Annotated in this window: 35 protein-coding genes and 2 pseudogenes; 13 read left to right on the top strand and 24 right to left on the bottom strand. The window is 61.8% G+C overall.

The features are described from left to right. Positions 1 to 89 precede the first annotated feature (89 nt). The 5 genes from XH87_RS03760 to XH87_RS03740 form a co-directional block, all read right to left on the bottom strand. Entirely contained in the window at positions 90 to 518 is a 429-nt protein-coding gene (locus XH87_RS03760; RefSeq protein ID WP_271586208.1) for a GNAT family N-acetyltransferase, read from the bottom strand. A 62-nt stretch (positions 519 to 580) separates the two neighbouring features. Then, positions 581 to 880 (bottom strand): hypothetical protein, encoded by a 300-nt coding sequence (locus XH87_RS03755; RefSeq protein ID WP_271586207.1) that lies wholly within the window; start codon positions 878 to 880, stop codon positions 581 to 583. Further along, a complete protein-coding gene (locus XH87_RS03750; RefSeq protein ID WP_035705028.1) occupies positions 877 to 1,260 on the bottom strand; it encodes a hypothetical protein in 384 nt (127 codons plus the stop codon). Before XH87_RS03750 ends, XH87_RS03755 begins: the two co-directional genes overlap by 4 nt. 1 nt (position 1,261) lies before the next feature. Then, positions 1,262 to 1,492: a hypothetical protein gene (locus tag XH87_RS03745; RefSeq protein ID WP_271586206.1), complete on the bottom strand. Its 231-nt coding sequence runs from the start codon at positions 1,490 to 1,492 to the stop codon at positions 1,262 to 1,264. Continuing rightward, positions 1,489 to 2,178, bottom strand: coding sequence for a hypothetical protein (locus tag XH87_RS03740; RefSeq protein ID WP_271586205.1), 690 nt, complete (start codon positions 2,176 to 2,178; stop codon positions 1,489 to 1,491). The genes XH87_RS03745 and XH87_RS03740 overlap by 4 nt, the downstream gene beginning before the upstream one ends. Before the next feature lie 57 nt (positions 2,179 to 2,235). Between XH87_RS03740 and XH87_RS03735 the strand changes: the two genes are divergently transcribed. After that, positions 2,236 to 3,315 (top strand): acyltransferase family protein, encoded by a 1,080-nt coding sequence (locus XH87_RS03735; RefSeq protein WP_271586204.1) that lies wholly within the window; start codon positions 2,236 to 2,238, stop codon positions 3,313 to 3,315. Here XH87_RS03735 and XH87_RS03730 read toward each other — a convergent pair. The 8 genes and pseudogenes from XH87_RS03730 to XH87_RS03695 form a co-directional block, all read right to left on the bottom strand. Further along, a complete protein-coding gene (locus XH87_RS03730; protein WP_271586203.1) occupies positions 3,308 to 4,300 on the bottom strand; it encodes a phage tail protein in 993 nt (330 codons plus the stop codon). The genes XH87_RS03735 and XH87_RS03730 overlap by 8 nt on opposite strands. Positions 4,301 to 4,369: 69 nt before the next feature. Beyond that, the gene (locus XH87_RS03725) at positions 4,370 to 4,591 is read right to left on the bottom strand and encodes a hypothetical protein (protein ID WP_035705037.1); all 222 of its coding nucleotides are present in this window, start codon (positions 4,589 to 4,591) and stop codon (positions 4,370 to 4,372) included. After that, positions 4,545 to 5,045: a hypothetical protein gene (locus tag XH87_RS03720; RefSeq protein WP_271586202.1), complete on the bottom strand. Its 501-nt coding sequence runs from the start codon at positions 5,043 to 5,045 to the stop codon at positions 4,545 to 4,547. The genes XH87_RS03725 and XH87_RS03720 overlap by 47 nt, the downstream gene beginning before the upstream one ends. Next, a complete protein-coding gene (locus XH87_RS03715; RefSeq protein ID WP_271586201.1) occupies positions 5,042 to 5,308 on the bottom strand; it encodes a hypothetical protein in 267 nt (88 codons plus the stop codon). The genes XH87_RS03720 and XH87_RS03715 overlap by 4 nt, the downstream gene beginning before the upstream one ends. A gap of 57 nt (positions 5,309 to 5,365) precedes the next feature. Beyond that, positions 5,366 to 5,887, bottom strand: coding sequence for a hypothetical protein (locus XH87_RS03710; RefSeq protein ID WP_271586200.1), 522 nt, complete (start codon positions 5,885 to 5,887; stop codon positions 5,366 to 5,368). 116 nt (positions 5,888 to 6,003) lie between these two features. Next, complete coding sequence (locus XH87_RS03705; RefSeq protein WP_271586199.1) at positions 6,004 to 6,486, bottom strand: hypothetical protein; 483 nt, start codon at positions 6,484 to 6,486, stop codon at positions 6,004 to 6,006. A 427-nt stretch (positions 6,487 to 6,913) separates the two neighbouring features. After that, positions 6,914 to 7,225, bottom strand: a pseudogene (locus XH87_RS03700) (phage terminase large subunit); the annotation flags it as partial. A 1,228-nt stretch (positions 7,226 to 8,453) separates the two neighbouring features. Further along, positions 8,454 to 8,792 (bottom strand): hypothetical protein, encoded by a 339-nt coding sequence (locus XH87_RS03695; RefSeq protein ID WP_271586198.1) that lies wholly within the window; start codon positions 8,790 to 8,792, stop codon positions 8,454 to 8,456. Positions 8,793 to 8,880: 88 nt separating this feature from the next. On the opposite strand from XH87_RS03695, the gene XH87_RS03690 reads away from it, so the two are divergent. Both XH87_RS03690 and XH87_RS03685 read left to right on the top strand, forming a co-directional pair. Beyond that, positions 8,881 to 9,459, top strand: a complete 579-nt coding sequence (locus XH87_RS03690) for a hypothetical protein (RefSeq protein WP_271586197.1) — start codon at positions 8,881 to 8,883, stop codon at positions 9,457 to 9,459. 201 nt (positions 9,460 to 9,660) lie between these two features. Continuing rightward, the gene (locus tag XH87_RS03685) at positions 9,661 to 11,187 is read left to right on the top strand and encodes an FAD-dependent monooxygenase (RefSeq protein ID WP_271586196.1); all 1,527 of its coding nucleotides are present in this window, start codon (positions 9,661 to 9,663) and stop codon (positions 11,185 to 11,187) included. 168 nt (positions 11,188 to 11,355) lie between these two features. Here XH87_RS03685 and XH87_RS03680 read toward each other — a convergent pair whose 3' ends face one another. Beyond that, the gene (locus XH87_RS03680; RefSeq protein WP_271586195.1) at positions 11,356 to 11,595 is read right to left on the bottom strand and encodes a DUF4261 domain-containing protein; all 240 of its coding nucleotides are present in this window, start codon (positions 11,593 to 11,595) and stop codon (positions 11,356 to 11,358) included. 742 nt (positions 11,596 to 12,337) lie between these two features. Here XH87_RS03680 and XH87_RS03675 point away from each other — a divergent pair. Next, positions 12,338 to 12,538 carry a hypothetical protein gene (locus XH87_RS03675; protein ID WP_271586194.1) on the top strand — a complete coding sequence of 67 codons (201 nt, stop codon included), beginning with the start codon at positions 12,338 to 12,340 and terminating at the stop codon, positions 12,536 to 12,538. Next, positions 12,535 to 12,762: a hypothetical protein gene (locus XH87_RS03670; protein WP_271586193.1), complete on the top strand. Its 228-nt coding sequence runs from the start codon at positions 12,535 to 12,537 to the stop codon at positions 12,760 to 12,762. Before XH87_RS03675 ends, XH87_RS03670 begins: the two co-directional genes overlap by 4 nt. On the opposite strand, the gene XH87_RS36590 is transcribed toward XH87_RS03670, so the two are convergent. The 3 genes from XH87_RS36590 to XH87_RS03655 all read right to left on the bottom strand — a co-directional run bounded on the left by XH87_RS36590 (position 12,756) and on the right by XH87_RS03655 (position 14,133). Next, entirely contained in the window at positions 12,756 to 12,908 is a 153-nt protein-coding gene (locus XH87_RS36590) for a hypothetical protein (RefSeq protein WP_333909167.1), read from the bottom strand. The two genes, XH87_RS03670 and XH87_RS36590, sit on opposite strands and share 7 nt — an antisense overlap. A 244-nt stretch (positions 12,909 to 13,152) precedes the next feature. After that, entirely contained in the window at positions 13,153 to 13,401 is a 249-nt protein-coding gene (locus tag XH87_RS03660) for a hypothetical protein (protein WP_271586192.1), read from the bottom strand. Between the two features lie 504 nt (positions 13,402 to 13,905). Beyond that, on the bottom strand, positions 13,906 to 14,133 hold the full coding sequence (locus tag XH87_RS03655) for a hypothetical protein (RefSeq protein ID WP_035705142.1): 228 nt from the start codon (positions 14,131 to 14,133) through the stop codon (positions 13,906 to 13,908). A 487-nt stretch (positions 14,134 to 14,620) separates the two neighbouring features. On the opposite strand from XH87_RS03655, the gene XH87_RS03650 reads away from it, so the two are divergent. The 4 genes from XH87_RS03650 (at position 14,621) to XH87_RS03635 (ending at position 17,558) form a co-directional block, all read left to right on the top strand. Next, positions 14,621 to 14,941: a hypothetical protein gene (locus XH87_RS03650; RefSeq protein ID WP_035705065.1), complete on the top strand. Its 321-nt coding sequence runs from the start codon at positions 14,621 to 14,623 to the stop codon at positions 14,939 to 14,941. Positions 14,942 to 14,953: 12 nt separating this feature from the next. Next, positions 14,954 to 15,592, top strand: coding sequence for a hypothetical protein (locus XH87_RS03645; protein WP_271586191.1), 639 nt, complete (start codon positions 14,954 to 14,956; stop codon positions 15,590 to 15,592). Between the two features lie 259 nt (positions 15,593 to 15,851). After that, complete coding sequence (locus XH87_RS03640; protein ID WP_035676373.1) at positions 15,852 to 16,037, top strand: hypothetical protein; 186 nt, start codon at positions 15,852 to 15,854, stop codon at positions 16,035 to 16,037. A gap of 234 nt (positions 16,038 to 16,271) precedes the next feature. Next, the gene (locus tag XH87_RS03635; RefSeq protein WP_271586190.1) at positions 16,272 to 17,558 is read left to right on the top strand and encodes an NRAMP family divalent metal transporter; all 1,287 of its coding nucleotides are present in this window, start codon (positions 16,272 to 16,274) and stop codon (positions 17,556 to 17,558) included. Between the two features lie 84 nt (positions 17,559 to 17,642). On the opposite strand, the gene XH87_RS03630 is transcribed toward XH87_RS03635, so the two are convergent. Further along, a complete protein-coding gene (locus XH87_RS03630) occupies positions 17,643 to 17,927 on the bottom strand; it encodes a hypothetical protein (RefSeq protein ID WP_035705068.1) in 285 nt (94 codons plus the stop codon). A 176-nt stretch (positions 17,928 to 18,103) separates the two neighbouring features. After that, positions 18,104 to 19,081, bottom strand: a complete 978-nt coding sequence (rocF, locus tag XH87_RS03625) for an arginase (protein WP_271586189.1) — start codon at positions 19,079 to 19,081, stop codon at positions 18,104 to 18,106. Positions 19,082 to 19,328: 247 nt separating this feature from the next. Between rocF and XH87_RS03620 the strand changes: the two genes are divergently transcribed. Then, a complete protein-coding gene (locus XH87_RS03620; protein WP_035705072.1) occupies positions 19,329 to 19,589 on the top strand; it encodes a hypothetical protein in 261 nt (86 codons plus the stop codon). A gap of 93 nt (positions 19,590 to 19,682) precedes the next feature. Here XH87_RS03620 and XH87_RS03615 read toward each other — a convergent pair. Continuing rightward, positions 19,683 to 20,613 (bottom strand): annotated as a pseudogene (locus XH87_RS03615) (EAL domain-containing protein); the annotation flags it as partial. A gap of 373 nt (positions 20,614 to 20,986) precedes the next feature. Between XH87_RS03615 and XH87_RS03610 the strand changes: the two are divergent. Both XH87_RS03610 and XH87_RS03605 read left to right on the top strand, forming a co-directional pair. Then, positions 20,987 to 21,817: an alpha/beta fold hydrolase gene (locus XH87_RS03610; RefSeq protein WP_035705078.1), complete on the top strand. Its 831-nt coding sequence runs from the start codon at positions 20,987 to 20,989 to the stop codon at positions 21,815 to 21,817. Positions 21,818 to 22,110: 293 nt separating this feature from the next. Beyond that, positions 22,111 to 22,428: a c-type cytochrome gene (locus tag XH87_RS03605; RefSeq protein ID WP_035705147.1), complete on the top strand. Its 318-nt coding sequence runs from the start codon at positions 22,111 to 22,113 to the stop codon at positions 22,426 to 22,428. A gap of 190 nt (positions 22,429 to 22,618) precedes the next feature. Here XH87_RS03605 and XH87_RS03600 read toward each other — a convergent pair whose 3' ends face one another. Beyond that, the gene (locus tag XH87_RS03600) at positions 22,619 to 22,960 is read right to left on the bottom strand and encodes a phasin (protein WP_035705080.1); all 342 of its coding nucleotides are present in this window, start codon (positions 22,958 to 22,960) and stop codon (positions 22,619 to 22,621) included. Positions 22,961 to 23,092: 132 nt separating this feature from the next. Beyond that, on the bottom strand, positions 23,093 to 23,278 hold the full coding sequence (locus tag XH87_RS03595; RefSeq protein WP_081492433.1) for a hypothetical protein: 186 nt from the start codon (positions 23,276 to 23,278) through the stop codon (positions 23,093 to 23,095). A 623-nt stretch (positions 23,279 to 23,901) separates the two neighbouring features. Between XH87_RS03595 and XH87_RS03590 the strand changes: the two genes are divergently transcribed. Next, entirely contained in the window at positions 23,902 to 24,258 is a 357-nt protein-coding gene (locus XH87_RS03590) for a hypothetical protein (RefSeq protein WP_271586188.1), read from the top strand. Between the two features lie 46 nt (positions 24,259 to 24,304). On the opposite strand, the gene XH87_RS03585 is transcribed toward XH87_RS03590, so the two are convergent. Beyond that, a complete protein-coding gene (locus XH87_RS03585) occupies positions 24,305 to 24,880 on the bottom strand; it encodes a hypothetical protein (protein ID WP_271586187.1) in 576 nt (191 codons plus the stop codon). Positions 24,881 to 24,926: 46 nt separating this feature from the next. After that, positions 24,927 to 25,460, bottom strand: a complete 534-nt coding sequence (locus XH87_RS03580; RefSeq protein WP_035705091.1) for a GcrA family cell cycle regulator — start codon at positions 25,458 to 25,460, stop codon at positions 24,927 to 24,929. Between the last annotated feature and the right edge of the window lie 100 nt (positions 25,461 to 25,560).

Genomic DNA, 25,560 nt, shown 5'->3' with positions numbered 1-25,560 from the left:
GGACATTTCAGGCACACGAGGTCGCGCTACAACTCGTACCGGCCGTTCAACGCTATAGGAGGCACGTTCCGTGCGGTGGGAAACCCTGCTCAACGAAGCCACTTTCGCCAATAGAGCGTATGCGCCCAGGCCCAGGGCGCCTCGGGCTCGAAGAGCCGATAGCCCGCCTGGATGAAGTTGTTCGCAGATATGGGATTGTCCGTCGTATCAGAGACGATGCTGTCCCATCCGATACGCCTTCCGCTCGCCTCGGCCACACGCATCAATCTTCGCTGAAGGCCGCGTCCCCAATGCCGTTGCAGCACGCCAACTCTGGAGAAATAGCCGCCATTTCTTACGTGCGTGGATGGAACGACGCCGGCAAAAGCGACTGCATCATCACCGTGATAGGCCAACCACCACGCGCCCAATTCGAATTGCGGCATGGCGGCCGAATCGAGGAATGTCGACTGATGCAGATCGGACAATGCATCGGCGACGTCGTCGTCGGATGCATCGACAATGCGAATTCTGTACATGGGATGGCCGTCCGCAAGGAATAACGTGACTGCTGGTGCAGCGCTGTCGCCGCCGTGAAAGTTCACTTGCCCAGCACGACCTTGACACCAAGCCAGACGGCCCCCATCAGGCCGGTGGCAAGCACCGTGATCACGGCTTTGAAGGTGTAGCTCTGCGCCTGCTCCACGCTCTTTCGCCACCTCCGCAGGTGCTGGAAATCAGCCCTCAGCTCCCTTCGGTCATCGTCTTCGATTCCAAAAGAGGCCAGCACCGACGCCACCGCCTTCAATATGATTGCATCAACGCTTTCCTGCTGGAGCCTGTGCTGCTCAGCTAGGGTTTCGGTAACAATGGCCCTGATTTCGTCGTCTGGCATCTTCACCGCTTGATGATCCTCGCAACATTCTCGAAGCCGCGCTTGGCGAAATAAAACGAGACCACAAGATTGGCTGTGATTGCCGCAAAGCCCGCCAGAGCATCCGTCGAGCCAAGTCCAAGGACCTTGTCCCAGACCAGGAGCTTTGCGAAATAGAGCGCCACGCAATAGCCCATCAGCTTGTCCGGCTCGTACCAGTGCCCGATCTCGGCAATGCGGTACTGCATGACGGCGTTGGCTTCCGCCGTCTGCGACGCGATCTCGCTCGCCGCGAGATCTGCCGCGATTTTGCTATCAACATTGCCGGCCTTGAGCTTGGCCTGGTAGGCGTCGATCAGTCCCTTGATGACCGGACCGCCGAGGAAGCTGAGGATGGTCATCCACATCTTAGAGCGTCCGGCGCCGTGCGATTTCGGTCAACACGCCAGCGGTCGCAACCGCGAGCAGCATCTTGAACGCAGATCTTGCGTCCATGCTCGTGAGCTGCGTGAAATCGTAGCCGGAAAACGCCGCGATCAGGCCGGCGCCCAGCACTCCCAGGACGTACTGAATGCGCGCCCACAGGATCGTCACGGAATCCTTGAACCAGACCTTGACCTTATCGAGCGAGATGGTCATGACTTCCTCCTGAAGATGACGTTGAAGACGTTGGCGATGAACGCGCCGATGGAGCCTTTCGAGGGGGTGACGCCGGAAGGAGGCTTGTGCGGTGCTTGTGGCGCCGACGGCGCGACCTCGGTGCCCGTGAATGTAATGGCGGGATCGATCGCCATCATCGAGAGCAACAGCGCCACGCAGCCGAGTTGCTGGTCGACGTGGTCCGGATCGTACCGCCCATCAGCGACATATTTTCCGGACTTGTATTGATTGGTGCCCGCCCACAGGTATGGGCTCGCAACGCCTTTGCTGGCGTAACCAAGACCATTGTACATCTCCAGCGCGATCAGAACGCCAGCAAGAGACCAGTCCTTGCGTTTCGCAAGACGCGGGTGGCAATTGAGCAGCGCATCGACTGCCGCCTCTTCCCACGAGTTGAACGGACCGCGGCCGGCCGGCACGTGGACGGAGACCTTATTCCAGAGGTCTCCTTGGGCCAACGAGCGGCTCCAATTCTGAGACGATTCCCGCTGGTGGATGACGGCGATAACCGACCACGGGACGGCGGTTTCTGCCTCGACGGCCTGGTAGCGCTTCTTGGCCGCCACCAGCGATTTGGCGACGCTGTCGCTCAGCGTCTTCCGGGTGGGCTTGGCTTGCTGCCAGCGCCGTAGGTTCGCCCGAGTGAGGGCGTCGAAGTCTACCATGGGTTGCTCGGATTAGTTGTTGAGTGGTAAGGTCCGCGGCCATCTGGATGGGTCCGCGTGTTTAGTCTGCATTATTCCAAGAACGACACATCACTCGCGCTTGACTCTCTCCGCTGCTTTGCTGCGCAAGCCGTCTGTATCGGCCACGGATTATCGTTCTTCATGCCCCAACTACGTGGCGGCCAATTCCCGCTCCCACAAAACGTTGGCGTGCTACTGTTCTTCGTCTTGTCGGGGTTCCTGATCAGCCATACCTTAGTGGAGAGGTCGAAAGACCCTCAGTACGGCTTCCAGCAGTTCTTCATCGACCGCGCCGCCCGCATCTATTCCGGACTGCTGCCATGCCTGATCGCGATCGCAATTCTCGATGCTGCCACGCTGCATTTCATCGGCGATGCAACAATCTCGGCAAACTACAGTTTGAGAACGTTCCTCGGGAACGTTCTCCTGCTTGAGACCTACCGCGGTCCTCTTGAAGGTCATTTCCCGCGGTTGCCGACATTCGGGTCTGGAAGCCCTCTATGGACTCTCGTCATCGAATGGCACATTTACCTATTCGTCGCTGCGATATTCTTCTTGGCCGCACGACGAATGAAATCGCTGTCGTTGATTCCCGTCGCTCTTTTCTTTGGTCAAATTCCTACGCACTACATTTTTGGCGCACTTCAGGATGATGGCGTGGGTCAGTCCCTGTTTCTCCTTTGGCTTGGAGGCGCCGCTATCTTCGTTCTAGCGCGTCGTTGGCTTCCAAGCCCCGGCACATCGCTCGCGATAACATTGGCGTCAGCCGTGATCTATCTTCTGGTTGCACGCCCCTACCACGAGTACCAGCCCCGAACCTATCCGCTGCTACTCCTATTCGTGTTTGGGATCGTCGGTGTGACGCAAGCTGGCCGCCTTCTGCGCTCAGATGCGTTCTCGAAGATCGTCCGGTTTCTCGCTGGGTACTCCTTCACCCTGTATCTGATCCACCATACGATTATGTATCCAGCGTTCTTGCTTTGGAAGGATGGCGGATGGCTGGTCTTCGCCCCGCTCGTCATCCTCTCGAATGTCGTTGCCGCTATCCTCGCAGTGTTCACAGAGATGCGACACAAGCGGCTTGCTCAGTACCTTTCACGCCTTGCTGTCAGATAACCCGCAGCAGCTTGTTGGCAATGATAGTAGGCTGAACGATTGCGTGCGCAGCGCCGCCGCCAGTGTTAGCAAGTGAGATACCTGTAGTCGCTGTCGCAAGTGAGAGGTCCCCGGTAGCGGTGCTGCCGTTTGGAAAACCAAAGGAACCGGCATTTGACGCAGCCAGTCCGCGGAAGATTGCCGGAGCAATGGAGTGGCCGTGGCCCGGATCGGTCAGCGTGTGATTGTGGCTCGGCATTTCGGAGGAGGTCAGTGTGTGGCTTTGCGAACCGCCTACCGATCCCAGTTGATCGGCAGCTGATCCAAGGTAGGTGCTAGTCAATCGAAACGCGTTGATTCCGCCCATATCATCCTTGCCGGCGATAACGCGCCCACGAAGGTCCGGCACATTGAACGTCGTCGAACCGTCTCCGCTTCCATAGGTCGTGCTGAACATTGAGAACAAGGTCGAATACGTCGTTCGCGATATGGCCTGACCGTAGGCAAGCACAAACGAGCTGTTCGGCGCCGATGCGCCCCAGAAGTCAACGCTGGCGCCGATCGGGATGGAATACGGGCTGTTGAAGAACCCATGAAGATAGAACGCTGCATCGCTCGCATTGTAAAGCGCGGCATAAGGCGTGCCCTGCACCAGAACGCCAGCAGGCAATTCAACAGAGGGCGCCGACCAAAGCGGCTTTGCACCAAGACCGTCTACATTGAGCGTCACGGTCGCTCCATTCGTCGCATGCGGCGTGAACGCGATCACTTGACCGTTCAGCTGCGAGACCGACTGAAACACCTGATAGGTATTGGCCGCATAGGCCGTGCTGGTGCCGGTCGTCACGATCGCACCAGCGACGTCATCACGGTACTTGGCAATCGCCGCCATCATCGCGCGCGCCGAGTCGTTGACACTGGAAGGGGCCTGCCCCTCCGCCCAGTTGATCGTCGAATCTGCCGTGGCGTCGGCCGACGCCGTTTGAGACCATTTGTAGAGAGTCATCCTGTATCCTTGATGTGGAGTGCGATGCCGTGGCTCGCGATCGCCTGGTTCGATGAGTCGCTGCTGCCGTCAGTCCGGCGTTTTCGTCTCTCGGCTGTGGAGCTCGAGGTACTGGGCGCAGCGACACGACGGTGCCCGGGCTGTCAGGAGGTTGCGGATCACGCCTGCGGGGACGCCGGGGCTTTCGCTTGCGATCCGGGCCACGCGCGCGTCGATGATCCCGTCGATTTCGGCTCGCAGCTCCTCAATGCGATCTTCGATCCTGGTCACGCGTTGCAGCTTGGTTGCCATTGGTCTTTTCGTCCTTTGTTTCGGCCTGAAATGCCGCCAGCTTCTGGCGAACGGAGGCGGCATCGTTCTGTGCACGTCGGAGCGCGCGTTCGCGCTGTGCCTCGTGTGAGGCGAGATGAACCTGGATGTCATAGGGTAATGCGGCGAACCGTTGCTTGAACGGTCCCGGCCAAGATCGAGGCGGCGGGATGGCCGCAATCGCATTCATCGCGCTGGCCGCCGGACCTCCCAGCGTAGGATCCGCCAAGCCGAGGGCGACGTGCATCCGCGATATGTCCTGTACCGCCGGCCAGAGCCGGTCCATGCCGAGCGCCGCACAGTCGGTCACAAAGCGCGCCACCGACGCAGGCGTCGTCGGACAGGCCGACACACTGTTCAGCTCACACCATCTGACGAACATCGGCGCGTCGCGCAGGCGCGCCTGCGCAAGCGCCGTCAGCAGCGGATGGGTCATCGCTTGGCCTTGCGCAGCGCCTCATGGAGGCTGCCCATGCGCCGGCGCAGATCGACGAGCTGAACACGCTTTCGCAAGCTGTGGGGGCTGGAATCAATATCGCCACCCAGTTCGGCATCGAACCTCTCGAGCGCGGCCACGCGCTTCTTCAACCCATAGAGCGCGAAGTTCTCCGCGATCCGCTCCATTGACATTGGCTCGCCGTAGAGATTGCCGGTGATGGACCCGGCGCGTTCGATGAAGTTTCGATTATCTTCGCTCATGGTGTGCTTTCCTGCCGCGAATTCGATTGATCGGGTACGGTGAGACGACTGCGGCTTCTAGAAGGGGAAGAATATTGGTGGCGCGAGGCGCCGCTCCGGCCTGTTGGCCCCGCCTATGGGCCGATCGGAGGAGGTCGAGATTGACCATTCCTGGCGCGGAACGGGGGCATCCTTCATCGGAGGAGCAAACGGATTTGGATCCACGTACAGCTCATTCCTGTCTCGGGTTGTGGGCGACAGCCCTGGCGGGAGCTCGATCGGGTCGGAAGGCCCTACGCCCTCCATTCTGTCGCGGAAGTTTTTGGCGTGTGCGCGGAGGTACCTGACCACGTCTCCGAGGATATCCGCCGGATCATTGACGTGTCCCTGCGAGCTCCTGAACGATTTGATGTAGCGGTCCAGATCATCGGCCCGGGCCTGCCAGTCCTTCTGGACGCCATCCGGATAGTAGGGCCGATTGCCTTCCAGCAGATCGCCCAGTTGCTTGCGAACGGCATCGTAAATACGCGGACGGTCCGCCTCCGCGATCGTCGTCTCGTAATCCGGGGGAGGCAGATACTGTTGCTCGATGGTAGCCATGACGAACTCCTGTCGAATCATGCCGAAGCGATCCCGCGACCAACAAAGGATCGCAGAATGATTCGGCTGACGAATAAGGGGGAAAGACGGGGCTGGCGGCGCGCCCGGGCGCCGAACTAATTGAAGTCCGAGAACTGCAGATACAGAAGCCCTAAGGGCAGATTTTCAACGTATTCGTTTCTCTTGCGAGCTTGCCCTTCGTAGATCCAAAGGCGAAGCAATGGCTCGGCAAGCTCCTTTGAAACCAGGCGATCTCCACCGAAAAAATAGCAACAACCGTCGCTGCGGCTGCGGCCGCCATCGGCAAAGACCGTCACCTTATGGGACCACCCTGAACGCTCAACGTGGAACGATATCGTCAGATCCGATTTTGTCAGCTCGATCGTGCAACGTTGCCCGTACCGACATTCTTTCGCGATCCCCACTTCGTTGGACGCGCCTGTCGCGCCTCTGGCGACGTCCGCCCTCGTCGTACCGTCGAAGGCATAGGAAACGGTGTAATCTCCAGCAATCGCATAAGACGGCAGCTCAAGAGCTGTCACGATGACGGCCACAGCCAAAGCCCGATTCAGCAACCATATCCAGCTTGGCCGAAACATCCTGTAACTATCCCCCCGCGAACTCGAGAGCTTGATTTGCTGCCGCCGCCATCAATACCCAAATGAGCTCGGTCGCAAGGGAGGCTTTGCCAAACCAACTCGCCTCACCTGAGCATCTAGTCCTGCTCTAAGCCGTACGGGGGGCTCAAATTTGGCGATTAACCTCCATAGAACAAACAAAGAACAATGTCAATGTGGAATCGACGAAGGCCTCCACTTATTCTCCACGCGTTCTCCGGGCCTTATAAAGAGCGACCGCGTCACTGAGATTTCCGGTGTTTGAAAGCCGCGCGCTCAACGTCCTCAAGGCATGCTGGTTAAGTTCACCCCGGCTTGTCGCCATACCAGGCCGTTGCACCGGTGGAACGGCCTTTGCCGAAACGGCGTCCCTCGCCTTCATCATCAGTCTGTATTTTCCGGCGTCGTACTGAAGCCCGCGGAAGATGATCAGCCCATCCCCAGGCGTCTCGATCTTGTCGCTGAACAGCTTGAAGCCGTGGCCGAGGCGAAGGCTTGCGATCTTGGCTTCGATCAGACGTTTCGAGGACTGCGCCAGCGTGCGCTGCGCCTCGCGAATGCAGACCGCGAGCGTGCCGCGCTCGGCCTGGCAGGTCTCGACCAGGAGTTCACCGAAGAAATGCGATTTCCCCGAGCCGCGCCCGCCGTAAACGCCCTTGTAGCGCGCAGGCTTCAGCAGAGGCTCAAAGATCTTGGCCGTCGGAATTTTCAGGATGGACAATGGATGCGCTCACCCTAGGGCAGGCCGGTGCGCCTGCGCAACATTGCGGACCAGTCTTCGTCGTCTGGAGTTTCAGGTCGCCCTTGCCGAGTTTGATTGACACCAGCGAGAACGCCGCCTCCGGAAGCCGAAGGCCAAGAGCGCTCATCCGCGAGATGGTGTTTACGCCGCGGCGGGTGCCGATTTCGAGGAACGTTGCTCGAAATTCAGCGACACCATCATTGCGTTCGCCAGGAAATCGATCATTACGGCCTCGAACGAGTGCGAGGTCTTCCGCACTCAGGTTCAGCTTCCCGACACCGTCAGGATCGGCGCCGATTGCACATTGCAGCCGGCTTAAGACAAGGACGCCGTCAGCGTACAGAATGTGGGTACCACTCCAGACCGCGAGAACCTGATGTTCAAGAAGATCGACGACAAGACCGTCATCCTCTGGATCTCAAGGATGGGCACTTCACCGGCGAGGGCCGAAAGCTGTCCTATTGCAGCGACCAGGTGCAGCGCGCCTATGCCGGGCAGCGCCGAGCCGGCAAGCAAACCAGGCACTAGGGATCGCCGAAACGAAGAACCCGCGGCGGATTGCTTCCGCGCGGGCTGAAACCAAACTATTTCGATGATGCCATTCTGCCAGTGTTTTGCCCGACGTGTCAAACGATCAATCCGAATCTCAATTCGAGATGCGCGGTAGAGCAAGCATCGCGCGCAGTGCCGCGTCCGCCATAGACGCCCTTGTAGCGCGCGTCCTCGGCAACCGCTCGAGGATCCTGGCCGTCGGAATTTTCAGGATGAACCGCCAACGTCGAAAGACCGAAAATGATGCCTAAGGACAGGACAAGTGTATAAGTCCTAGGCTGACAAGGAAGTATGTTGGAAGCACGCATACGATTGAAGCGACCGTCGAGAAATTATTGATCGCAGCGCTCGCCTCAAGAATTGGCTCGATGTCCATGATCGATCTCCGTGGACGAATTTCTCCCGCGCTTGGCTCGTGCAATCAGCGGCTCTGCCAATACCGATTTTTCTTCTGTCAGATCGGCGGGATCGCGTCGTCGGCCGCGATAACAGCGCCAGCGGCTCTCGTTCATCCACATTGAGCGTCCCCTCGCAACGTCGGACGGTCTTCCTTGAATCACGAACAACACCGACGATCCAGGGGCGCACTTGTGCAGAATTTGATGAAAGACGCCAATCCCGTCTCTGATGAGGTTTGATCGTTGCCCCCTCGCCCTCAAGCCTGGGGACCAGCATCGCCATCGACCGCCTCTTCCGGGCGCACGATGATGCGCTCGACCCGGTGGACCGTTTCCACGGTGCCCTCTTCGCCGCTCTCGATCGGCTGCGCCGACTTGCCCCAGCCGCGATCGAGAATGGCGTTGGCTGCCGAGAGGCGCACGGCCGGCGTCGCATCGTCGCTGCGCATGATGCCGACGAGAACCTTCAGGGCCGTCCTGGTGTGGCTACGCGCCAGCGAGCGGATTTCGGTCAGCGCGCGCGCCCTGGACCTTGCCTTCGTCACCGGCGGCTGGGACGGCTCGCTTGCGAGCCCGCATTCGACCTCCTCACTCACGACAACATCTCCCACAGCACGATTGCGACGAGGCCCGCGAGCGCGAGCGATATCAGATATGCGGTCATCATCCCTCCCGGAGAAGAAAATGCGCGGCAGATCGCGACAGGCGAAGCGCGATCGTTTCGGGCGCGAACCCTATCTCCGTGTCTGCCGGAGACCGCAGCGGCGCGGGCAATGGGCCCTGCGCCGCGGGCCGGCACGTTCGCGCGTGCACGGCCAGCAATGGTTCGGACGGCGGCACGCCGATCGGCGCTCCAAGTTTGACGAGTGCGTGGCCGCAATGCGCCACCGCCGTCCGATTCCGAAATCGAGAACGAAAAAACCCGCGGCGGATTGCTCCGCGCGGGTGAACCAAACTCGTTTCGATGATGGCATTCTGCCAGTGTTTTGCCCGACGTGTCAAACGAACTTACGGGCCCGACGAGAGTTGGCCGATCAGGAGGATCGGCCAATGACACTTAAGACGACGTCACGAGAGACATCGCGAAACCTGCGCGGAGCCAAGCTGCGCATCGACGAGCCGCGCATCGACAAGGCGCGCAACGCGCAAAAGCCGATCGTTGAAGACGCGAGACAAAGGAGAGATCGCGCAGGCTCGTGCGCGGCGATGGCGGCACCATCAACCTTCCCACGAAACCCGGCGATTTTTTTGAAGGACGATTAGGCGCGGGCCGGCGGGCGGCTCGCATCTCGATGATGCCAACATACCGGTGTTTTGCCCGACGTGTCAACGCGACGAGCGTGGAAGAAGGATTCCTTCTCCCAGCTCTATATGTGGTTCGCAAGGGACTTGCTTCAAGTCCCCGCCCTTGCCGTAGAACCCCGACCCAAGGAACATCCAAAGCAACCAGCCGAGGGTCACAACATGCCTGTCCTGCTTCCGAAGTTGCGATCGCGCGTGCGCTTCCAGAGCGCCGCCGCGCCCCGCAGGCGCGACCATGCCGTCGTGATCGCCGGCGGCGGTCCAACCGGTTTGATGCTGGCCGCAGAGCTCGCGCTCGTGCAGGTCGACGTTGCCGTCGTCGAACGACGCCCGAACCAGGCGCTGGTCGAGACGCGCGCCGGCGGATTGCATGCGCGCAGCATCGAGATCCTCGATCAGCGCGGCGTTGCGGACCGCTTCCTGCGCGAAGGACAAATCACCCAGCTTGCAGGCTTTGCATGGACGCGGCTCGACATCAGCGACCTTCCCACCCGACACGCATACGGGCTCGCGTTACGACAGAACCACATCGAGCGCATCCTGGCCGACTGGGTCGCGGAGCTCGCGGTCCCGATCTATCGCAATAGCGCAGTGACGAGTTTCGCACAGGACGAGACCGGCGTCGACGTCATCCTGTCCGACGGTGGCACGCTGCGCGCAAGATATCTCGTCGGCTGCGATGGCGGTCGCAGCCTGGTGCGCAAGACCGCCGGCATCGAATTCGCCGGCTCCGATCCGACGCTCAGCAATCTCATGGCCGAAGTCGAGATGCGCGAGGAGCCCGCATGGGGCCTCCGTCACGATGCGCTGGGCTTTCACGGCCTCAGCAAGACGGAGAGCGGGCGCGTGCTGGTCGTCCTGACGGAAGCGACGCTCGAGCGCACCGGCGCGCCCACCTTGCGCGATCTCGGCGACGCGCTGATCGCCGTCTACGGTACCGACTTCGGACTCCAAAATCCCACCTGGATATCCCGCTTCACCGATGCGGCACGGCAGGCCGTGTCCTATCGCAACGGCCGCGTGCTGCTCGCCGGCGACGCCGCGCATATCCATCACTCCGTCGGCGGGCAAGGCCTCAACACCGGCCTGCAGGACGCCGTCAATCTCGGCTGGAAGCTGGCGCAGGTCGTCAAGGACCTTTCGCCCGACAGCCTGCTCGACAGCTATCACGCCGAGCGCCATCCCGTCGCCGCGCGCGTCCTGCGCAACACCATGGCGCAGATCGCCTTGCTCCGCCGCGGCGACGATGGCCTCAAGGCCGCGCGCGACGTCGTGTCCCAGCTTCTCGACATGGACGAGCCGCGCAAGCGTTTTGGCGCGATGATGAGCGGGCTCGATATCCGCTATGATCTCGGAGGTGGACACGCGCTGCTCGGGCGGCGCATGCCTGATCTCTATCTGACCGTCGAAGGACAGGAGCTGAGACTGTTCACGCTTCTGCACAGCGCGCGCGGCGTGCTGCTCAATTTTGGCAAGCGAGGCGGCATCGACATCACGCCATGGGCAGATCACATCGAGATGGTCGATGCCGAGTGCGACAGCGCATGGGAACTTCCGGCCATCGGACCGGTCGCCGCACCAAGCGCGGTGCTGGTGCGGCCCGATGGCCATGTGGCCTGGGTGGGAGACGAGAGCCGATATGGACTGGAGGGCACATTGACGAAGTGGTTCGGAGCAGCCGCTACATAGCGCACGAACGTCGCAGCTCTTCCAAATAAGAAACCCCCCGCATCCCGCGGGCTTGATCCAAACTCCTTGGATGATGCCATTCTGCCAGTGTTTTGCCCGACGTGTCAAACGATCGATCTCGAGCAATGAACCTGACCGCAAGTACCGACCGGAAGTCGCTCGTCGACATCAGTGTTTGAACTCATCAATACAGCAAAACACCGGCATCCCTCCAAAAACATCAGAATTCCTGTAGCGAACCGCAATCCGCTCGCTCGCACTTGCCCCGATCGTGTCGCCGTCCTTCACCACGTTTCCGTGCTCGATCAGATACACGGAAAGTCCTGCCACCTTGTCAAACAACGCCGGAAGCGCGAGCTTACCGGTCACGAACTCGATCTCTCGGCCGACGAAGGTGGACAGTCCCATCGTGATCGCACCGATCTTCGCACCTGACCGGAACGGAAGAATGTCGACCCATAGCCTGAAGGGGTAGTCGGGATATGGAGCGAACGACCAGGACGACCTACCGTCTACGTCGCCAACTCCGGATGTCGGACGTGAAGGACCTTGGCGACTGCTGACATGTCCGGCGTCACCGGCTTATTCAATAGGACCAAAGCGACAGGCGATTTACTCATCAACTACCCGCAGAAGATTCCAGCGTGAGGCTCCGGCTCTTCGCTCACTCCGGCTCTTCGCTTAAAGGTCGGTACATAGGCACTCATTAGAGAGAACATGGTCAACCGTTGCGTCTCGCGCTAGCGAGCGCACGATGGCTCTAGGTCTCGGACTGCTGCAGCAATCGAAGCGAAGACGCGTGTGCTGAGCACCAAGTGTGGGGGTGGAGGTCGAGCAGGACGCCGTACCGCGAGCGCGTTCGACAATAGCGGGCATTCGCCATGACGGGCCGAACGCCTTCAATCAATTCCCGGCTTCAATCCGGCCCCAATGTTCAAAAGTGTACTCAGGAATTGCGACGCAGCAACGTGAGTAAGTGGCTCAAACGGCTGGACTTGCGCCTGAAAATTTAATCCGCGCAACATATCAAATGATGTGACTCGCCGCCGCCAGAGGCATAAGGTCGACCGATCATCGCAAGGCCCGTGGCATTCATCGGTGATGAGAACGCCAGTTGCGCTCCCGCCCACCTCCAACGAGGAGCAACGCCATGCTGAAGCGGCGTCGTTTCAAACAGACCACGACACTGAACGAAAGACTCGCGGGCGAGGCCGCTCGCTGCCGCGAGGAGGCGCGCACGTTGGCGCCGGGGCATCGCCGCGAGATGTTGCTGCGCCAGGCGCGGCAGGACGAGACGGCCATGCAGATCGAGGCCTGGCTGCGTTCGCCCGGCCTGAGGGCGCCGACATGACGCAGCAATATCGCGCTTATCTCGTCGGCGAGAACGATGTCTTCCGCTCCGCCGAAGCGTTCGAAGCCCCGTCCGATTCCTCCGCCTTGACCTACGCGCGGCAGTTCACGCGTCACGGCAAGGTCGAGCTTTGGCAGCTCGGCCGAAAGATCGCCGTGCTGGAGTCCGAGCAGTCCCGGCCGCCACCGCCCGAGCGATCCCGACCGACACTGACGCGTCAATGATCGCGTGATCGCGATCGCGACGTGAGATCTTCGATCTCGACGTCGAACGTCACCTGCATGACGGGACCGCCGGCGTCGCGAACGTTGATCACCATCTCCTGCCGGTCACCGGTGAGCGGCGCGGAGAGCACCGCATCGCGTGCCATTTCGGCGACCGACCTGGCGGCCTCGGCCTGAACCGCGCGGGCCCGGACGATTCCAGTCCTTCCTCGTCCAGCGCAATTCCGTTGTCATCGCGAAGGTCGGAGTCATATCGGGGCATTGCGGCATCCTTTGTTGCAACAGCTCAGGGAGCGAACAAAGGTTTCCAGCCGGACGGAGGAATTCCGTCGATATAAACGGGGCCCGGGAACGCTGCACGGAGCCGCGATCCGGACGGTGTGCGCGAGCTTAGTCCTCCGCGAGCTTGCGCTCGATATAGGCGTCCACCGTCTCGGCGAACGAGCGCTGCACGCCGACCGCGACATCGTGCTGGTCGAGTGCGTCGCGCTGGAGCACGCGCAGGCCGCGGCCACGGGCGCTGAGCGGCGACGTGTTCAAAAACTGATCGATGGCGCCCTTGGCAAGCGGAATGGCCTTGGGATCGCCCCTGGCGATCAGGAGCCGCAACAGGCTCTGGCATTCGGCCAAACCGGGCATGGCCTCTCTCACCTTTGCTGCGATTTCGGCTTCGGCCGCTTGACCGGCTCGGCGTGGGTGCCGAACAGCGCCAGCAAGAACGCGACTTCTTCCTTCGAACCGATCTGGATCATGATTGTCTCTCCTGTTCGCTTCATTGGTCGAGGCCCGGAGCCGCGCAGTTCAGGGCAATCGGGTTTCAGCACTGTTTCAGGGTTTCAGGCGTGTTTCGCCAGGTCATCCGCACGGGCCCGCCTGCTTCCATCGCGGCCTTGCGTGGCCGACCGGTCGCAGCCCGAGAATACAGCGGCTCGCCTCTTCGGAATCAAAGCCCGCGACGGATTGCTCCGCGCGGGCCTTCATCGATCGATCGCCTGCGCCGAGCCCGTGACGGAAGGCGACGGAGCCCGTGGCACGCTCCACAGCGCCTTCCTTTCTCAGTGCATGTGACCGGTCAGGTGGACGCCGCTGCCGAGAACGATCACATCCCGGAGCGGCCCAAGGCAAAGAAAAGGTCTCGTTCTCTTAGTGCGAGGTGCAGACCTTGACGGTCTTTATGCCGGCCTCGGCTTCCGCCCTGGTCTTGTACACGGTATCACCACTCACCACCGTCGTTTCCGTGGTGGTGGGCTTCGACTCCGTGATGGTGCACTTCTTGGTCTTGACGTCCTGCACCACGTAGAACGATTGCGCGAACGCGGGAGCCGCAACTGACGTCAGCACGGCAGCGGCAACAATTGCTTTGATATTCATCGTGTCCTCCTCCAGGAGCCTGGTCATCCAGGCCCTCTACAAACATCACAGATTGCCGCTTGTTCCCGGTCATGCAGCCGAACCAACTCCCACGGGCTGCGTTGGTGGGCAACGCAAACAGGAGGCTTCGATGATGGACGTGCGGCTTGCGACGACTTCTCTGGCGATGCTGGTTGCACTGGTGGCCGTTGCACAGGCCGAGCCAGTCAAGGATCAAGCTGCGCCTGCCGTTCAAAGCTCCGCGGAAGCTCGCCCCATTCGCGTGATACTTCCAGCGCCTTGGGAGCCCACCAGGAGTCAGGGGGAAGCTGTGCAGCCTTCGAAGTAGCAGACGCCGGGACGAATGCCCTGCGGCCGAAGAGCGACGTGCGCAGCTCGCCCAACGCTGCCGCGACAAAAGAGCCGCAGCAAACTCGTTCAAAACGAAAGCAACCAATTCGAATCTGACTTGTTGTCGCCGGCACATTCACTTGCTGGAGGACAAAGCATGTCACGTCTAACTCTGCTGGCCGCGACCTTGTTGCTGCTGGGCTCGGTGCCTGCAGGCGCCCAATCGCAGCCGGCGCAGAGCGGGCCGGGAAACAACGCCGTCAACAGCTCCGACCAGAACAACTCCAACGCACCGGTCGCCGGCCGCAACAGCTTCACCGAGGGCCAGGCGAAATCGCGGATCGAGGACGCGGGCTATTCCAACGTCTCCGGCCTGCAGAAGGACAACGAGGGCGTCTGGCGCGGCAAGGCCGACAAGGCCGGCACCAAGACCGACGTCAGCGTCGACTTCCAGGGCAACGTCAATCCCGCCAAGTAAGGAGATCCAGACATGACGACCACCATCTCTCGCCTGTACGACAACTATGCCGACGCCGAGCGTGCCGTGACGCGGCTGGAGAGCGCCGGCGTGCCGCACTCCGACATCAGCATCGTCGCCAACAATTCGGACGATTGGTACGGTGCCTCGCGCGGCAAGGCCGGCGGCAAGGTCGACCGTGACCGCGACGGCGTCGATGACCGCGCCGAAGCTGCCGGAACGGGCGCCGGCATCGGCGCGGGGCTTGGCGGCGCGGCAGGCCTGCTCGCCGGCCTCGGCCTGCTGGCCATCCCCGGTCTCGGCCCGGTGGTCGCGGCAGGATGGCTCGCCTCGACCGCCGTCGGCGCCGCAGCCGGCGCGGCCACCGGCGGAATCGTCGGCGCCCTGACGGAGGCAGGCGTCTCCAGGGAAGACGCCTCGCGTTATGCCGAGGGTGTCCGCCGCGGCGGCACGCTGGTGTCGGCGAAGGTGCCCGACCAGGACCGCGCACGCCTCGATGCGCTTTTGCACGAGAACTCCGTGAACCTTGGGGAGCGCAGCGCCGCCTGGCAGAAATCCGGCTGGAGCGACTTCGACGCCGCAAGCCCCCCGCTGTCTCCGGAGGATATCGGCCGCGAGCGCGAGCTGTACGGCGTCGGCACACGGCGATAGGTCGCCAGGCGCCGCGACGACAAGGGCACTCCACGACAAGTTTGCCCCACGACAAAGGCCCCGCGATGCGGGGCCTTTTTGATGTCGAACGCCGGTCATCATCGCGACGCCGGCACTCACCTATGGTGTCGTCCTGCCAGTGTTTTTCCTGATGGATCAAACTTTATCTCAAATGCAGCAAAGCGGATTCGGCGAAACGAAATCTCTTCGCACCATGCTGGGACATGTCGCCTGGACGGGGCAAGCCGGGAGATCGTCAATGTACTACGTCGCCGCTGCGTTGCTGGTGCTGTCGGGACTGTTCTATTCCGCGAGCCGTCATGAGCTCGGCCAATTCGGAGCAGACGTTTGCAGCTATGGCGGCACGTTCTGCGACAATCCGGTGGTCCTCTTCACCGGCGCCGCGCTGGCCGCCGCCTGGGGCATGTTCGTCAGCGTGAAGTAGGTCGCGCGCGCAACACCTTCATCCCGGCATCCACGATCCGCCTGGGGACGCGAAGCCTCGCGGACGACGCCGAGATCGGGAATTGCGGGATGATGGCAATCTACACCTGTTTTGCCCGACGGATCAAGCAGGATTAGCATTATCAGAAACGAGTTGCTGGCTTGGCGGCGGGAACTTATGTTTCCTCGTTTGCATTGCCAAGAAGCCGCCTGCACCTTGACCGAGATCCCCTTCATGAGCGACCGAGCCCTCACCCCGTCGAGATCCGCGCCGACGCTGTTGCAGAGATTGGGACCGGGCCTCGTCACCGGAGCTGCCGACGACGATCCCTCGGGCATCGCCACCTATTCGCAGGCCGGCGCGCAATTCGGCTATGGCCTGCTGTGGACCGTGTTTCTGACCACGCCGTTCATGATCGCGATCCAGCTCGTCAGCGCGCAGATCGGCCGTGTCACCGGCAAGGGGCTCGCCGCCAACGTCATGCAGGTCGCGCCGCGCTGGGCGGTTTTGACGCTGATCGCCATGCTCGTTGCCGCAAACACGTTCAACATCGCCGCCGACATCGCCGCGATGGCTCAGGCGCTCTCGCTCGTCATCGGCGGGCTCAACCACGAACACGCGCTGATCTTCGCGGCCGGCTCGACCCTGCTCCAGGTGTTCCTGCCCTACCGTCGCTATTCGCCGGTGCTGAAATTCCTCACGCTGGCGCTGTTCGCCTATGTCGCGACCGCCTTCACCGTCAATATCCCGTGGAGCACGGCGCTGCTCGCCGCGGTGTGGCCGAAGGCGAACGTCAGCGCCCAGTATTTCATGATGGTCGTCGCCGTGCTAGGCACCACCATCAGCCCTTATCTGTTCTTCTGGCAGGCCTCGCAGGAGGTCGAGGAAATGAACCAGGGCAAGCATGACAAGCCGCTTCGCGAGCTCAAGCGCGGCGGCAATCCGGAGCTCGCGCGCATCAGGGCCGACACCATCTCCGGCATGCTGCTGTCCAACGGCATCGCCTTCTTCATCATCCTCACCACGGCCTCAGTCCTTCATGCCAACGGCGTCACCAACATCAATTCGGCAACGGAAGCGGCCGAAGCGCTGCGGCCGCTCGCTGGGGATTTCACCTTCGCCCTGTTTGCGATCGGCATCATCGGCACGGGCCTGCTCGCCATCCCGGTGCTGGCGGGCTCGGCCGCTTACGGCGTTGCGGAGATCTTCGGCTGGCGTGCCACGCTGGAGGCGAAGCCCGACGAAGCGGTCGGCTTCTACACCATCATCGCGGCGGCGACACTCATCGGCTTCGGCCTCGGCTTCACCGGCATCGACTCGATCCACATGCTGGTGTGGAGCGCGGTGCTCAACGGCATCGTCGCCGTCCCCATCATGGCAACGATGATGCTGATCGTATCGAGCCGCGCGATCATGGGCCGCTTCAGGGCCCGCTCCTGGCTGATCGCGCTGGGTTGGCTCGGCACCGCGCTGATGGCGCTGGCCGTCCTCGCTCTGCTCGGCTCGTCGGTAATTGGCTGACGAGAGCCGCGCACCATCTCCGCGCGCTCATCCGCCGAAGACGAGCGGGGGTCTTCTTAATTGCCACCGCAGCAGCTGACGAGGCTATGGCGTCACGGGATTGACGATCGGGGACGTCTTGGGCCCCGGCCGCGCCGGCTCGATCGGGGACTTCGGTTTGGTCGGGAGCACCTCGGCGCCGGCGGCCCGTGCCGCTTCTCCCGTGGTCGCATACATCGCAACATGGGCCGGCTGGGACTTGGCACGGCTCCAGGGCCCGTGGTCGACGATCAGCATCGCCGCAATCGTCACACCCGCGACGATCAGCGCGATCACGCCGGGATGGCGGAGGGCAGTGGTGATGGAGTTTGCGAAACGACCATTTGTCATCGAAGGATCCGCTATTGTCCCTATCGCAGGTTAATTCAATTGCGCCCCAGCCGGTTCCCCGCTTCGACTAAGCAAGTTCCAGGCCAACCCGGATTACGTGCTGTTGCGGCCGAATTCTGCGCCGGGAACAGGCCTACGACCGCTGCGCCTTCAGCGCACGAATGCCGTCTGCCGAATTACTCACCCGGAGCGATTGCGTTGCTCGGCGTCGGCCGGTCTGCGATCTGCTGGCCGAATAGGCTGCCGATCAGCTCGACTGCAGTACGCGCCGTCCGACCACGTTCGTCCAGGAAGGGATTCAGCTCGACGATGTCGACCGACCCCACCACGCCTGAATCGTGCAACAGCTCCATGATCAGGTGCGCCTCGCGATAGGTGGCACCACCCGGCACCGTGGTGCCGACACCGGGTGCCAAGCAGGGGTCGAGGAAATCGACGTCGAAGCTGACATGCAGGACGCCATTGCTCGCCTTGACCCGATCGATCACACGCCGGATCAAGACGGCGACGCCGAACTCGTCGATCTGGCGCATGTCGACGATCCTGATCCGACGCAAGCGCATCAACTCCTTTTCGAGCTTGTCGATCGAACGCGCGCCAAACAGATCCAGCCTGTCCGGGTCGATCGAAGCGCGCGGATCGTCGCCGAGCAGGCCGTCGAGGCCGGGCTCGCCGCACAAGAAGGCGGCTGACATGCCGTGCATGTTCGCGGTGATCGTCGTCTCCGGCGTGTTGTAGTCGGCGTGGGCATCGAGCCAGAGCACGAAGAGTTCGCGTCCACGTTCCTGCCAATGACGCGCCATCGCATTGACCGACCCCATCGACAGCGTGTGATCACCGCCCAGGAAGATCGGCAGCGCACCGGTTTTCGCCATCTCATAGCCTTTGCGGCTCAGGACGCGTGTCCAGCGCTGGATCTCGCGATAGTGATTGGCTCTTTCCGGCGGCCTGTCGGTGAGATCCCGGACTTCGCTTGCCGACAGATCGCCATAGTCGACGACCTCGAAATCCAAACTCTCGAGCAGTGTCGTTAGGCCGGCAGTGCGCAGCGCCGCGGGACCCATCAAGGTACCGCGCTGCGAAGCTCCCATGTCGATGGGTGCGCCGAGCAAGGCGATGCGCCGGGCTCGATCCGTCATGGTCCGATCGGTCACGACTGCCTCCTGACGTCAACAAGGTTGTGCCAGCCTAACAGAGATTCGCATCCGTCGTTTGCCGGGGGCTCGTCTTAGCCGGAACAAAATCCCGCGCGCCGAATTGCCCATCCAAGGCCGGCACCCGCCGTTAACTACGGCGCCTGTCGCGGATAGCCAAAGGTCATCGGACCCGCTGTTCAAAACGAGCGCTCGCGCGGATAGCCAAAGGTGCCGGTCTTCATCATCAGGCCTGGAGGTCACGCGCTTGAGCACGGAGGTACCGCAATCCACGTCCCAACCCGGCGTCGCCGAACGCGCCATCGATGCGGCGACCGACGTGTCCCGAACGATCGGTGAAGTCGCTGGAGGCCTGCAGGCAGCCGTCGACCGTCTGACCTCAGCAGTCGAGGAATCTCGGAAACCTGGCGGGACTCTCGCGACCATCGCAGCGATCACGCGCGAAGCGCCGCTTGCCAGCCTGTTCGTCGCTTTTCTCTTTGGCGTGGCGGTCGCTCGCCGGCGGTAGCGGGGAAGCCCCCCTCTTCAGGCCGCGCTGACCGCGTTGAACTCAGCCGCCAGGAACTGCTTTTCGAATGCCTCGGCCGGCATCGGACGGCCGAAGAAGGATGTCTTCCGTGACTTCGATTTCGAGAAGCGATGGCGTCAGCCCCGTCGCTTCGAGCAATTCCGCAACCGAATGCGCGAGGTCGCTGGATTGAAGCTGCGAGGGTGAGAGGTTGATCGCGACGCGCACGTTGTTGCCGGACAATTCCCAGGCCCGCGCCTGACGGCAGGCGTCCTCCATCACCCAGTTCGCGATCCGCTCCGATAGGGCCGAGGTGTTAGCCACCGGCATGAACTCTCCGGGCGAGACGTAGCCGCGCACCGGATGTCGCCAGCGGACGAGTGCTTCGGTCCCGATCAGGCTGCCGTCGATCAGACGAACCTGCGGCTGGTAGAATAGTTCGAACTCGCCGCGGTCCGCGGCGAGCGCGAGCTCGCTTTCCAGCATAAGTCGGTTCTCGAGTTCCTGCCTGATCGCACTTTCGAAGATCACATGGCTGCCGCGCCGCGTCGCCTTGCGCGGCTCAGCGCGAGATGGCCGTTGCTCAGGAGACCGTCAGCCTTTTGCCCGCCTTCCGGATAGACGGCAACGCCGACGCTGATCCTGACGCGGTGTTGCCGCGTGTTTCGAATGGGCGGCCGATGATCTCGGCCGGCATGTAGCCGAAGATGGCGCTCGCGCCGGGATTCCAAACCGTGATCCGGTGATCCTCGTCTGTGCAGACGAGCCCGTCGCCGAGCGACATCGCCATGCGATGAAAGCGGCTCTCGGCGATGCGTCCGAGCAGACTAGGGAAATCGACTTCGTCCAGCGCAGTTGCCGTCAGGTATGCGATGATAGCGATGTGGAACAGCGATGTATCGATGGCGAGGGGCCACCTTGCCTGTACGAGGGCCGCGACCAGTTCGATGCCCGCTCCGACCGCAACGAGGATAGCGACGCGAGTTCCTGGCGCGAAGCGGCGCCACGAATACATCATCAGCAGGCTTTGGCGTCCTGCCCCGCCCGCACGGCGGCCATCGAAGGCATCAAGGCATCGCCGAGCTTCTCGCCGAACGGATCTCCAGGCCAATCTCGGTGTGGCTGTCCCCTTGAGCTATCGGGCGCCGGACAACGAGCGCCGCAGCGCACGCTTCCTTTTCACACTGTCGAGCACGCTACGGACCTGCCCCGAACATGACAAGGCCGGCTGTCTCTAGGCAAGCCGCCCGCTCCTTCGGGCGATCGACCCGACTCGCGGCCCCTTTTGCGGCCTTGCTCACAGGATTGCCTAAATTTAATCCCGTAACCTGCTCACGATCGCTCGATCAGGAATTCCCAATGACCATGTTCAGCTAAAGGTGATTTGAGACAGAACCATGAAGAAGGTGTTTGCAATCCTGGCGTTTCTCTGCGTCCTCGGCGTCGGGCAGTATTTCGTCGTCAGCCATTTCGCAATTCGCCATGAGACCTTGAACCTCTTCGACGCTTCGCGCCAGCGACCGATCTCGGTCGAGGTCGCCGTGCGGCGCGACTATGAGACGAAGGCCAATCTCGGCCTCTGGAAGCTCCCGCTCGCCATCATCAGCAACGGCAACACTGTCAAGGCTACCGAATATTCCTTCCTCGCCAACGTGTTGGCCGCGCGAGGCTATCTGGTTGCCAGCATCCAGCAGGACTTGCCGAGCGATCCGCCGCTGATGACCCATGTCGGTCAGCAATATGTCGGCCGGCGTGAAGTCTACATCCGCTGCGAAGCAAACATTCTCTTCGTGCTGGGCGAACTGAAGCGGCGGCAGGAGAACGTCGAATACGACCACATCACCCTCGTCGGCCACTCCAACGGCGGCGATGTCTCTATGTATGTCGCCCACCAGCACCCGGAGTTGGTCTCGAAGGTGATCACGCTCGACAATCTGCGGGTGCCTTTCGTGCTCAGCGACCGCTTGAAGATCCTGTCGTTCCGCTCGAAGGACCCGCATTTCGTGACAGATCCCGGCGTGCTGCCGACGCCGGAAGAGGCCAAGGCGCGCGGTATCGATATCATCCACACCGGCGCGCAGCACACGGAGATGAGCGATCGCGGTCCCAACTCGGTCAAGGAGAAGATCCAGGAGACGCTCGACCGCTTCCTGCGTGACAGCGCCAGTAGCGCGCTCGCGCCGGCAGATACGAAGAGCCCGATGATCATGAACCCAGGAGACTATTAGCCGGCAGCGCTTTGCGGCAGATCAAAGGCGGCTCCGAAGCGGCAGGATATGAAGAGCGATATGGCGTCGGAGAGACACGTGTCGCACTATACCGAGAGTCTTGCCACGAAAAGCCTTGATACCAAAAGTCTTGGCCTGCCCGCGGCAGGAATGCCGGGATTCGTCCGGCATTTCTATCGCTCGACCCGCAGGTTGTTACGGTCGATCATCGCCCGCATTGATCTCTCGCAGTTTCCAGGATCATGCTGCGGATGAGCGCGACGGCCGCAAGCGAATGCAGAAAGATTATCCTTATGCCCCGGGATGTGAGACGGATTTGCCTGCTGCTTGGTGCAATCTCCAGCCTCGGCACGTCGTCCGCTCTCGCCGCTGACGCCGATCACGGTGCCGACCTCGCCAGGCGTTGGTGCGCGAGCTGCCATGTCGTGGCGAACGGACAGACCCAGGCGAGCGCCGACGTCCCCTCCTTTGCATCCGTGGCGCGCAGGCCGGACTTCAGTCCGGAAAGACTCGCCTTCTTCCTGCTCGATCCGCATCCGAAGATGCCGAATTTTCCCTTGAGCAGGACGGAAGCCAGCGATATCGCGGCCTATATCGCATCGCTGCGTTAGCCGTCGCCGGACGATCACGACCTGCTGCAAATGCAAATCCCTGCCGGGGAACCGGCAGGGATCAGCAGAAAAGACAACGGACGGCGAATGGATTCATTCGGTGGCCCGTCATGGACCTGCCCGGTCATCGAACCGCGGATCTCCACGCCACACAAGATCAATTTGTGGGCACGCTGTAGATGCGCCGAAATCAGGACTTGCCCTTGCCTGGTTGCATGAGACTGCCGGTCATCTGGCGCATGTGGTCTCCGGCGCTGGTGAACTGACTGCGCAAGAAATCGGACTGGATTCGCATCGCTTCCTGGAGGTCGGTGGCATGCACCAGCTTGCGCGCATGCTCAAAGGCCGACTTCATGTTCTGCTCGGTGAAAGCCAACGCCTGCTTGGACACATCCGTCCCCGCGCCCGGAACGGACGACATCGATTTGGTGGCGGCTTCGAAAAACATCCCGAATGCCTTTTCCGCCTGGTCAATCGTCTTCTCGGCCAAGTCGCGCAGTTCGGCCGGAACTTCGAGCTTCGGTTCGATCATGGTCGCACTCCTCCCTTTTTCCCAACTGAATACCACCTTGCCGGACCGCCTTCCAGCGGCCAGCCTCGGGGAACGACGCCGGCCTGCCGGCTGTGGCAAGGAGACGGCACTGGGCCGGCGCGCGGCCGGATTTCAGGACAAGGGATGCTCGGGGAGAACTTCTTCGGCGGCGAGATCTTCGACCAGCTTGATCACTTCGAAACGCTGTCGAGGCGCGAGCTTCAGGAACGCGCGGAGCAGACGCAGACTTTCGACAGTGCTGCTTGCAGGAACACCGAGCTTGAGATGCAACTCAGCCGCGAAATTGAGGTTTTTCATCTCGCACCTATGACAAGCATCGGCCTTCGTGATCCAGTCGAGAATCGCGCACCACAACAGAAGCTATCGCGACGAACTCTCGGCCAGTGGTGGAACCGCCAGGGCGGCATGCCGAACTGCATCCCAGTAACGGCGCCCCAATCGCACGGTTGTAACTATGGCAAGGAACAACCCTTCCGGCAAGCCCAACCGTGGGTGTAGCGATGCTCGGCCTGCATCGCACCATGGCGATTCCGGATAACAGGAATATCGACCGCCGTCACCCACCTGCGTCAAGAAGCGTCATCAATCGCGCACACTGCCCTGATTGCTATCAATCCACGCAGCGTTTCGCTTGTTTCCGATGTGAATGCACATTGGCACTCACGAATTGGCGATCCTTCAGCATGTACACGTAATTGTTGAGTTCGATCTCGCCGGTTGTATCACCAGCATGAAAGCCGCTCTTGCTGCCAGTCCTGATCCTGGCGGGCTGTTCGCAGCAGGATCATCGGTCTGATTCTGTCGTGAACCGTTGTCCGCGAGCGAGCGACCAAGCCGTTGCGGCACGGCCACGCAGATACGGGCGCCATGGCTGAAAACTCCTGGATCCGGGCGCGCGCCAGCACCAAAAGGACGACGGCATGCTTTCTCGCTGCGATCTCATCAAAGGCGCCGCGGTCGCGCTTCTCACGCTCTCGATACAAGGCTCCTGGGCGCAGGACACCAAGATGAACCTGTTCAAGATCGTCACCATCAAGGACGAAATCGTCGTCGGATTGTCGGCAGAGGAGCTTCAGGCGCTCGGCGGCAATGATGCGAGCGCCGTTGCACACGCGCTGGCGCAGAAGGGCGATCTCACTGTCTGGCAATACAACGTGCATCGTGGCCCCAACGGCGAACTACAGCAGGCGCCGACCGCCAAAATCGGTCTTCTGGCGAACGCCTCCCTTCGCGTCGAGCCCTACGCCACACCCTACCAGATTGTCCCTCATCCGTAAGCAACAGGTCGGCACGCCGGCGGCCAGAACCGCCGGCGTGCCGCAATCATCCGCGTCGGTCCGCACGCTGTGTCCCGGCCTCCGTTGCAAAGCCATAGACCAGTGCCAGCCGATCCAGGCATTCGCGAAAACGCCGTGCAAAATAATCGTTCCAGCGCTGCGTACGGACGGCACGACGCTGCCCGATCTGATCCATGGTCAGACCCAGCACCAGCACGTCGTGCACCAGCGCGGCGCCGTCTGTGCCTAGTTCGCGCTCGACGCTGTTCAGCCGCAGCACCGCCTGTCGTTGGCTCTCGGTGACCGGCTCGCGCGTGCCGGTACCATCGACATATTCGCGGGTCGTATCCACCGCCTGTGGGCCCCGCTCAGCCCGCTCCCAATCGCTCTGGAAGGCGCGCCCGCCGCGGTATTGCGCCTCGTCGATCTGGTGGTGCGCGTGCAGCCGGCCGAGCGCATCGCTGCGGATCGACCGGATAGCCAGAATCTTCTCGCCCGAATCGAGCGCGAGCGGATTGTCGACCTCCACCTCCGCCACCTCGGCATTGAACGGTACCTCCCTCGACCGTCGGTCGTAGACCTTCGCCAATCTGTAGGACTTGTTGCGTCGGGCACGTGCCACTCGGATACTCCTTGCGAGTCTGACAATTGAACGGACGGCTGCACCTTCAAGCGGCGCTGACTAGCCTCAGCGCGACGGGGCCGACGACACGGGCGGACGCCGCTCCAGAGCGACGCGTCAGGCGAGCGTGCGGCGCGCAATAGCTGGACCCCGGCTGACGCGGGTGACCGCAGAAGGCAATCTCCTCCCCGTCCTTGTCGCCGCCATAGGGATAGCGGCAGTCGGCCGGCTCGAGTTCGACGAGTTGGATCAAGCGCGGCTGGACGCCGACACAGCGCAACTTCACCCGCGCCGCAGGCTTCATTGCGGACTTCGGCGGCAGATTCAGGTTCGGCAAGGCCGCCCTCCGCGGCGAAAGCACGCTGGCCTCGCCCGGCAAGCACGGCACGATCGACGGGCTCGTCGTCCACTCCGGCACGACGAGTCCAAGCCGCTTGGCGCGGCCGACCACCGCATTGCGCGTGTAAGCCGTTCCGAATCTTGCGTTAATCTGTCTGCCGATCTCCGCGTAAGACATGCCTTTGAGAAAATAGTCGCGAAGCGCGTCGGAGTGCTCCGACGGCCAATGGCCCGGTTCCATGATGCTGCCCTGTGATGCGCCCCTCCGATCACGCGACCGGGAAGCGGGATACACATTCCGTTATTCCGAAGCTAGTGTCAAGCCCATAATTCTGATATTC

This window comes from Bradyrhizobium sp. CCBAU 53415 (genome assembly GCF_028128735.1).
Taxonomy (GTDB): domain Bacteria; phylum Pseudomonadota; class Alphaproteobacteria; order Rhizobiales; family Xanthobacteraceae; genus Bradyrhizobium.
This window is presented reverse-complemented; position numbering and strand designations above follow the sequence as displayed.

Excerpts from the sequence above, each read along its gene's own strand:
- XH87_RS03675 (WP_271586194.1), top strand. The coding sequence starts at position 12,338 with ATGCTGAAGCGGCGTCGTTTCAAACAGACCACGACACTGAACGAAAGA.
- XH87_RS03590 (WP_271586188.1), top strand. The coding sequence starts at position 23,902 with ATGCTTTCTCGCTGCGATCTCATCAAAGGCGCCGCGGTCGCGCTTCTC.
- XH87_RS03705 (WP_271586199.1), bottom strand. The coding sequence starts at position 6,486 with ATGTTTCGGCCAAGCTGGATATGGTTGCTGAATCGGGCTTTGGCTGTG.
- XH87_RS03645 (WP_271586191.1), top strand. The coding sequence starts at position 14,954 with ATGACGACCACCATCTCTCGCCTGTACGACAACTATGCCGACGCCGAG.
- XH87_RS03655 (WP_035705142.1), bottom strand. The coding sequence starts at position 14,133 with ATGAATATCAAAGCAATTGTTGCCGCTGCCGTGCTGACGTCAGTTGCG.
- XH87_RS36590 (WP_333909167.1), bottom strand. The coding sequence starts at position 12,908 with ATGGCACGCGATGCGGTGCTCTCCGCGCCGCTCACCGGTGACCGGCAG.
- XH87_RS03650 (WP_035705065.1), top strand. The coding sequence starts at position 14,621 with ATGTCACGTCTAACTCTGCTGGCCGCGACCTTGTTGCTGCTGGGCTCG.
- XH87_RS03640 (WP_035676373.1), top strand. The coding sequence starts at position 15,852 with ATGTACTACGTCGCCGCTGCGTTGCTGGTGCTGTCGGGACTGTTCTAT.
- XH87_RS03720 (WP_271586202.1), bottom strand. The coding sequence starts at position 5,045 with ATGACCCATCCGCTGCTGACGGCGCTTGCGCAGGCGCGCCTGCGCGAC.
- XH87_RS03745 (WP_271586206.1), bottom strand. The coding sequence starts at position 1,492 with ATGACCATCTCGCTCGATAAGGTCAAGGTCTGGTTCAAGGATTCCGTG.
- XH87_RS03610 (WP_035705078.1), top strand. The coding sequence starts at position 20,987 with ATGAAGAAGGTGTTTGCAATCCTGGCGTTTCTCTGCGTCCTCGGCGTC.
- XH87_RS03760 (WP_271586208.1), bottom strand. The coding sequence starts at position 518 with ATGTACAGAATTCGCATTGTCGATGCATCCGACGACGACGTCGCCGAT.
- XH87_RS03685 (WP_271586196.1), top strand. The coding sequence starts at position 9,661 with ATGCCTGTCCTGCTTCCGAAGTTGCGATCGCGCGTGCGCTTCCAGAGC.
- XH87_RS03630 (WP_035705068.1), bottom strand. The coding sequence starts at position 17,927 with ATGACAAATGGTCGTTTCGCAAACTCCATCACCACTGCCCTCCGCCAT.
- XH87_RS03660 (WP_271586192.1), bottom strand. The coding sequence starts at position 13,401 with ATGCCCGGTTTGGCCGAATGCCAGAGCCTGTTGCGGCTCCTGATCGCC.
- XH87_RS03595 (WP_081492433.1), bottom strand. The coding sequence starts at position 23,278 with ATGAAAAACCTCAATTTCGCGGCTGAGTTGCATCTCAAGCTCGGTGTT.
- XH87_RS03580 (WP_035705091.1), bottom strand. The coding sequence starts at position 25,460 with ATGGAACCGGGCCATTGGCCGTCGGAGCACTCCGACGCGCTTCGCGAC.
- XH87_RS03680 (WP_271586195.1), bottom strand. The coding sequence starts at position 11,595 with ATGGGACTGTCCACCTTCGTCGGCCGAGAGATCGAGTTCGTGACCGGT.
- XH87_RS03740 (WP_271586205.1), bottom strand. The coding sequence starts at position 2,178 with ATGGTAGACTTCGACGCCCTCACTCGGGCGAACCTACGGCGCTGGCAG.
- XH87_RS03725 (WP_035705037.1), bottom strand. The coding sequence starts at position 4,591 with ATGGCAACCAAGCTGCAACGCGTGACCAGGATCGAAGATCGCATTGAG.
- XH87_RS03715 (WP_271586201.1), bottom strand. The coding sequence starts at position 5,308 with ATGAGCGAAGATAATCGAAACTTCATCGAACGCGCCGGGTCCATCACC.
- XH87_RS03730 (WP_271586203.1), bottom strand. The coding sequence starts at position 4,300 with ATGACTCTCTACAAATGGTCTCAAACGGCGTCGGCCGACGCCACGGCA.
- XH87_RS03690 (WP_271586197.1), top strand. The coding sequence starts at position 8,881 with ATGCGCGGCAGATCGCGACAGGCGAAGCGCGATCGTTTCGGGCGCGAA.
- XH87_RS03600 (WP_035705080.1), bottom strand. The coding sequence starts at position 22,960 with ATGATCGAACCGAAGCTCGAAGTTCCGGCCGAACTGCGCGACTTGGCC.
- XH87_RS03605 (WP_035705147.1), top strand. The coding sequence starts at position 22,111 with ATGCCCCGGGATGTGAGACGGATTTGCCTGCTGCTTGGTGCAATCTCC.
- XH87_RS03635 (WP_271586190.1), top strand. The coding sequence starts at position 16,272 with ATGAGCGACCGAGCCCTCACCCCGTCGAGATCCGCGCCGACGCTGTTG.
- XH87_RS03670 (WP_271586193.1), top strand. The coding sequence starts at position 12,535 with ATGACGCAGCAATATCGCGCTTATCTCGTCGGCGAGAACGATGTCTTC.
- XH87_RS03750 (WP_035705028.1), bottom strand. The coding sequence starts at position 1,260 with ATGTGGATGACCATCCTCAGCTTCCTCGGCGGTCCGGTCATCAAGGGA.
- XH87_RS03710 (WP_271586200.1), bottom strand. The coding sequence starts at position 5,887 with ATGGCTACCATCGAGCAACAGTATCTGCCTCCCCCGGATTACGAGACG.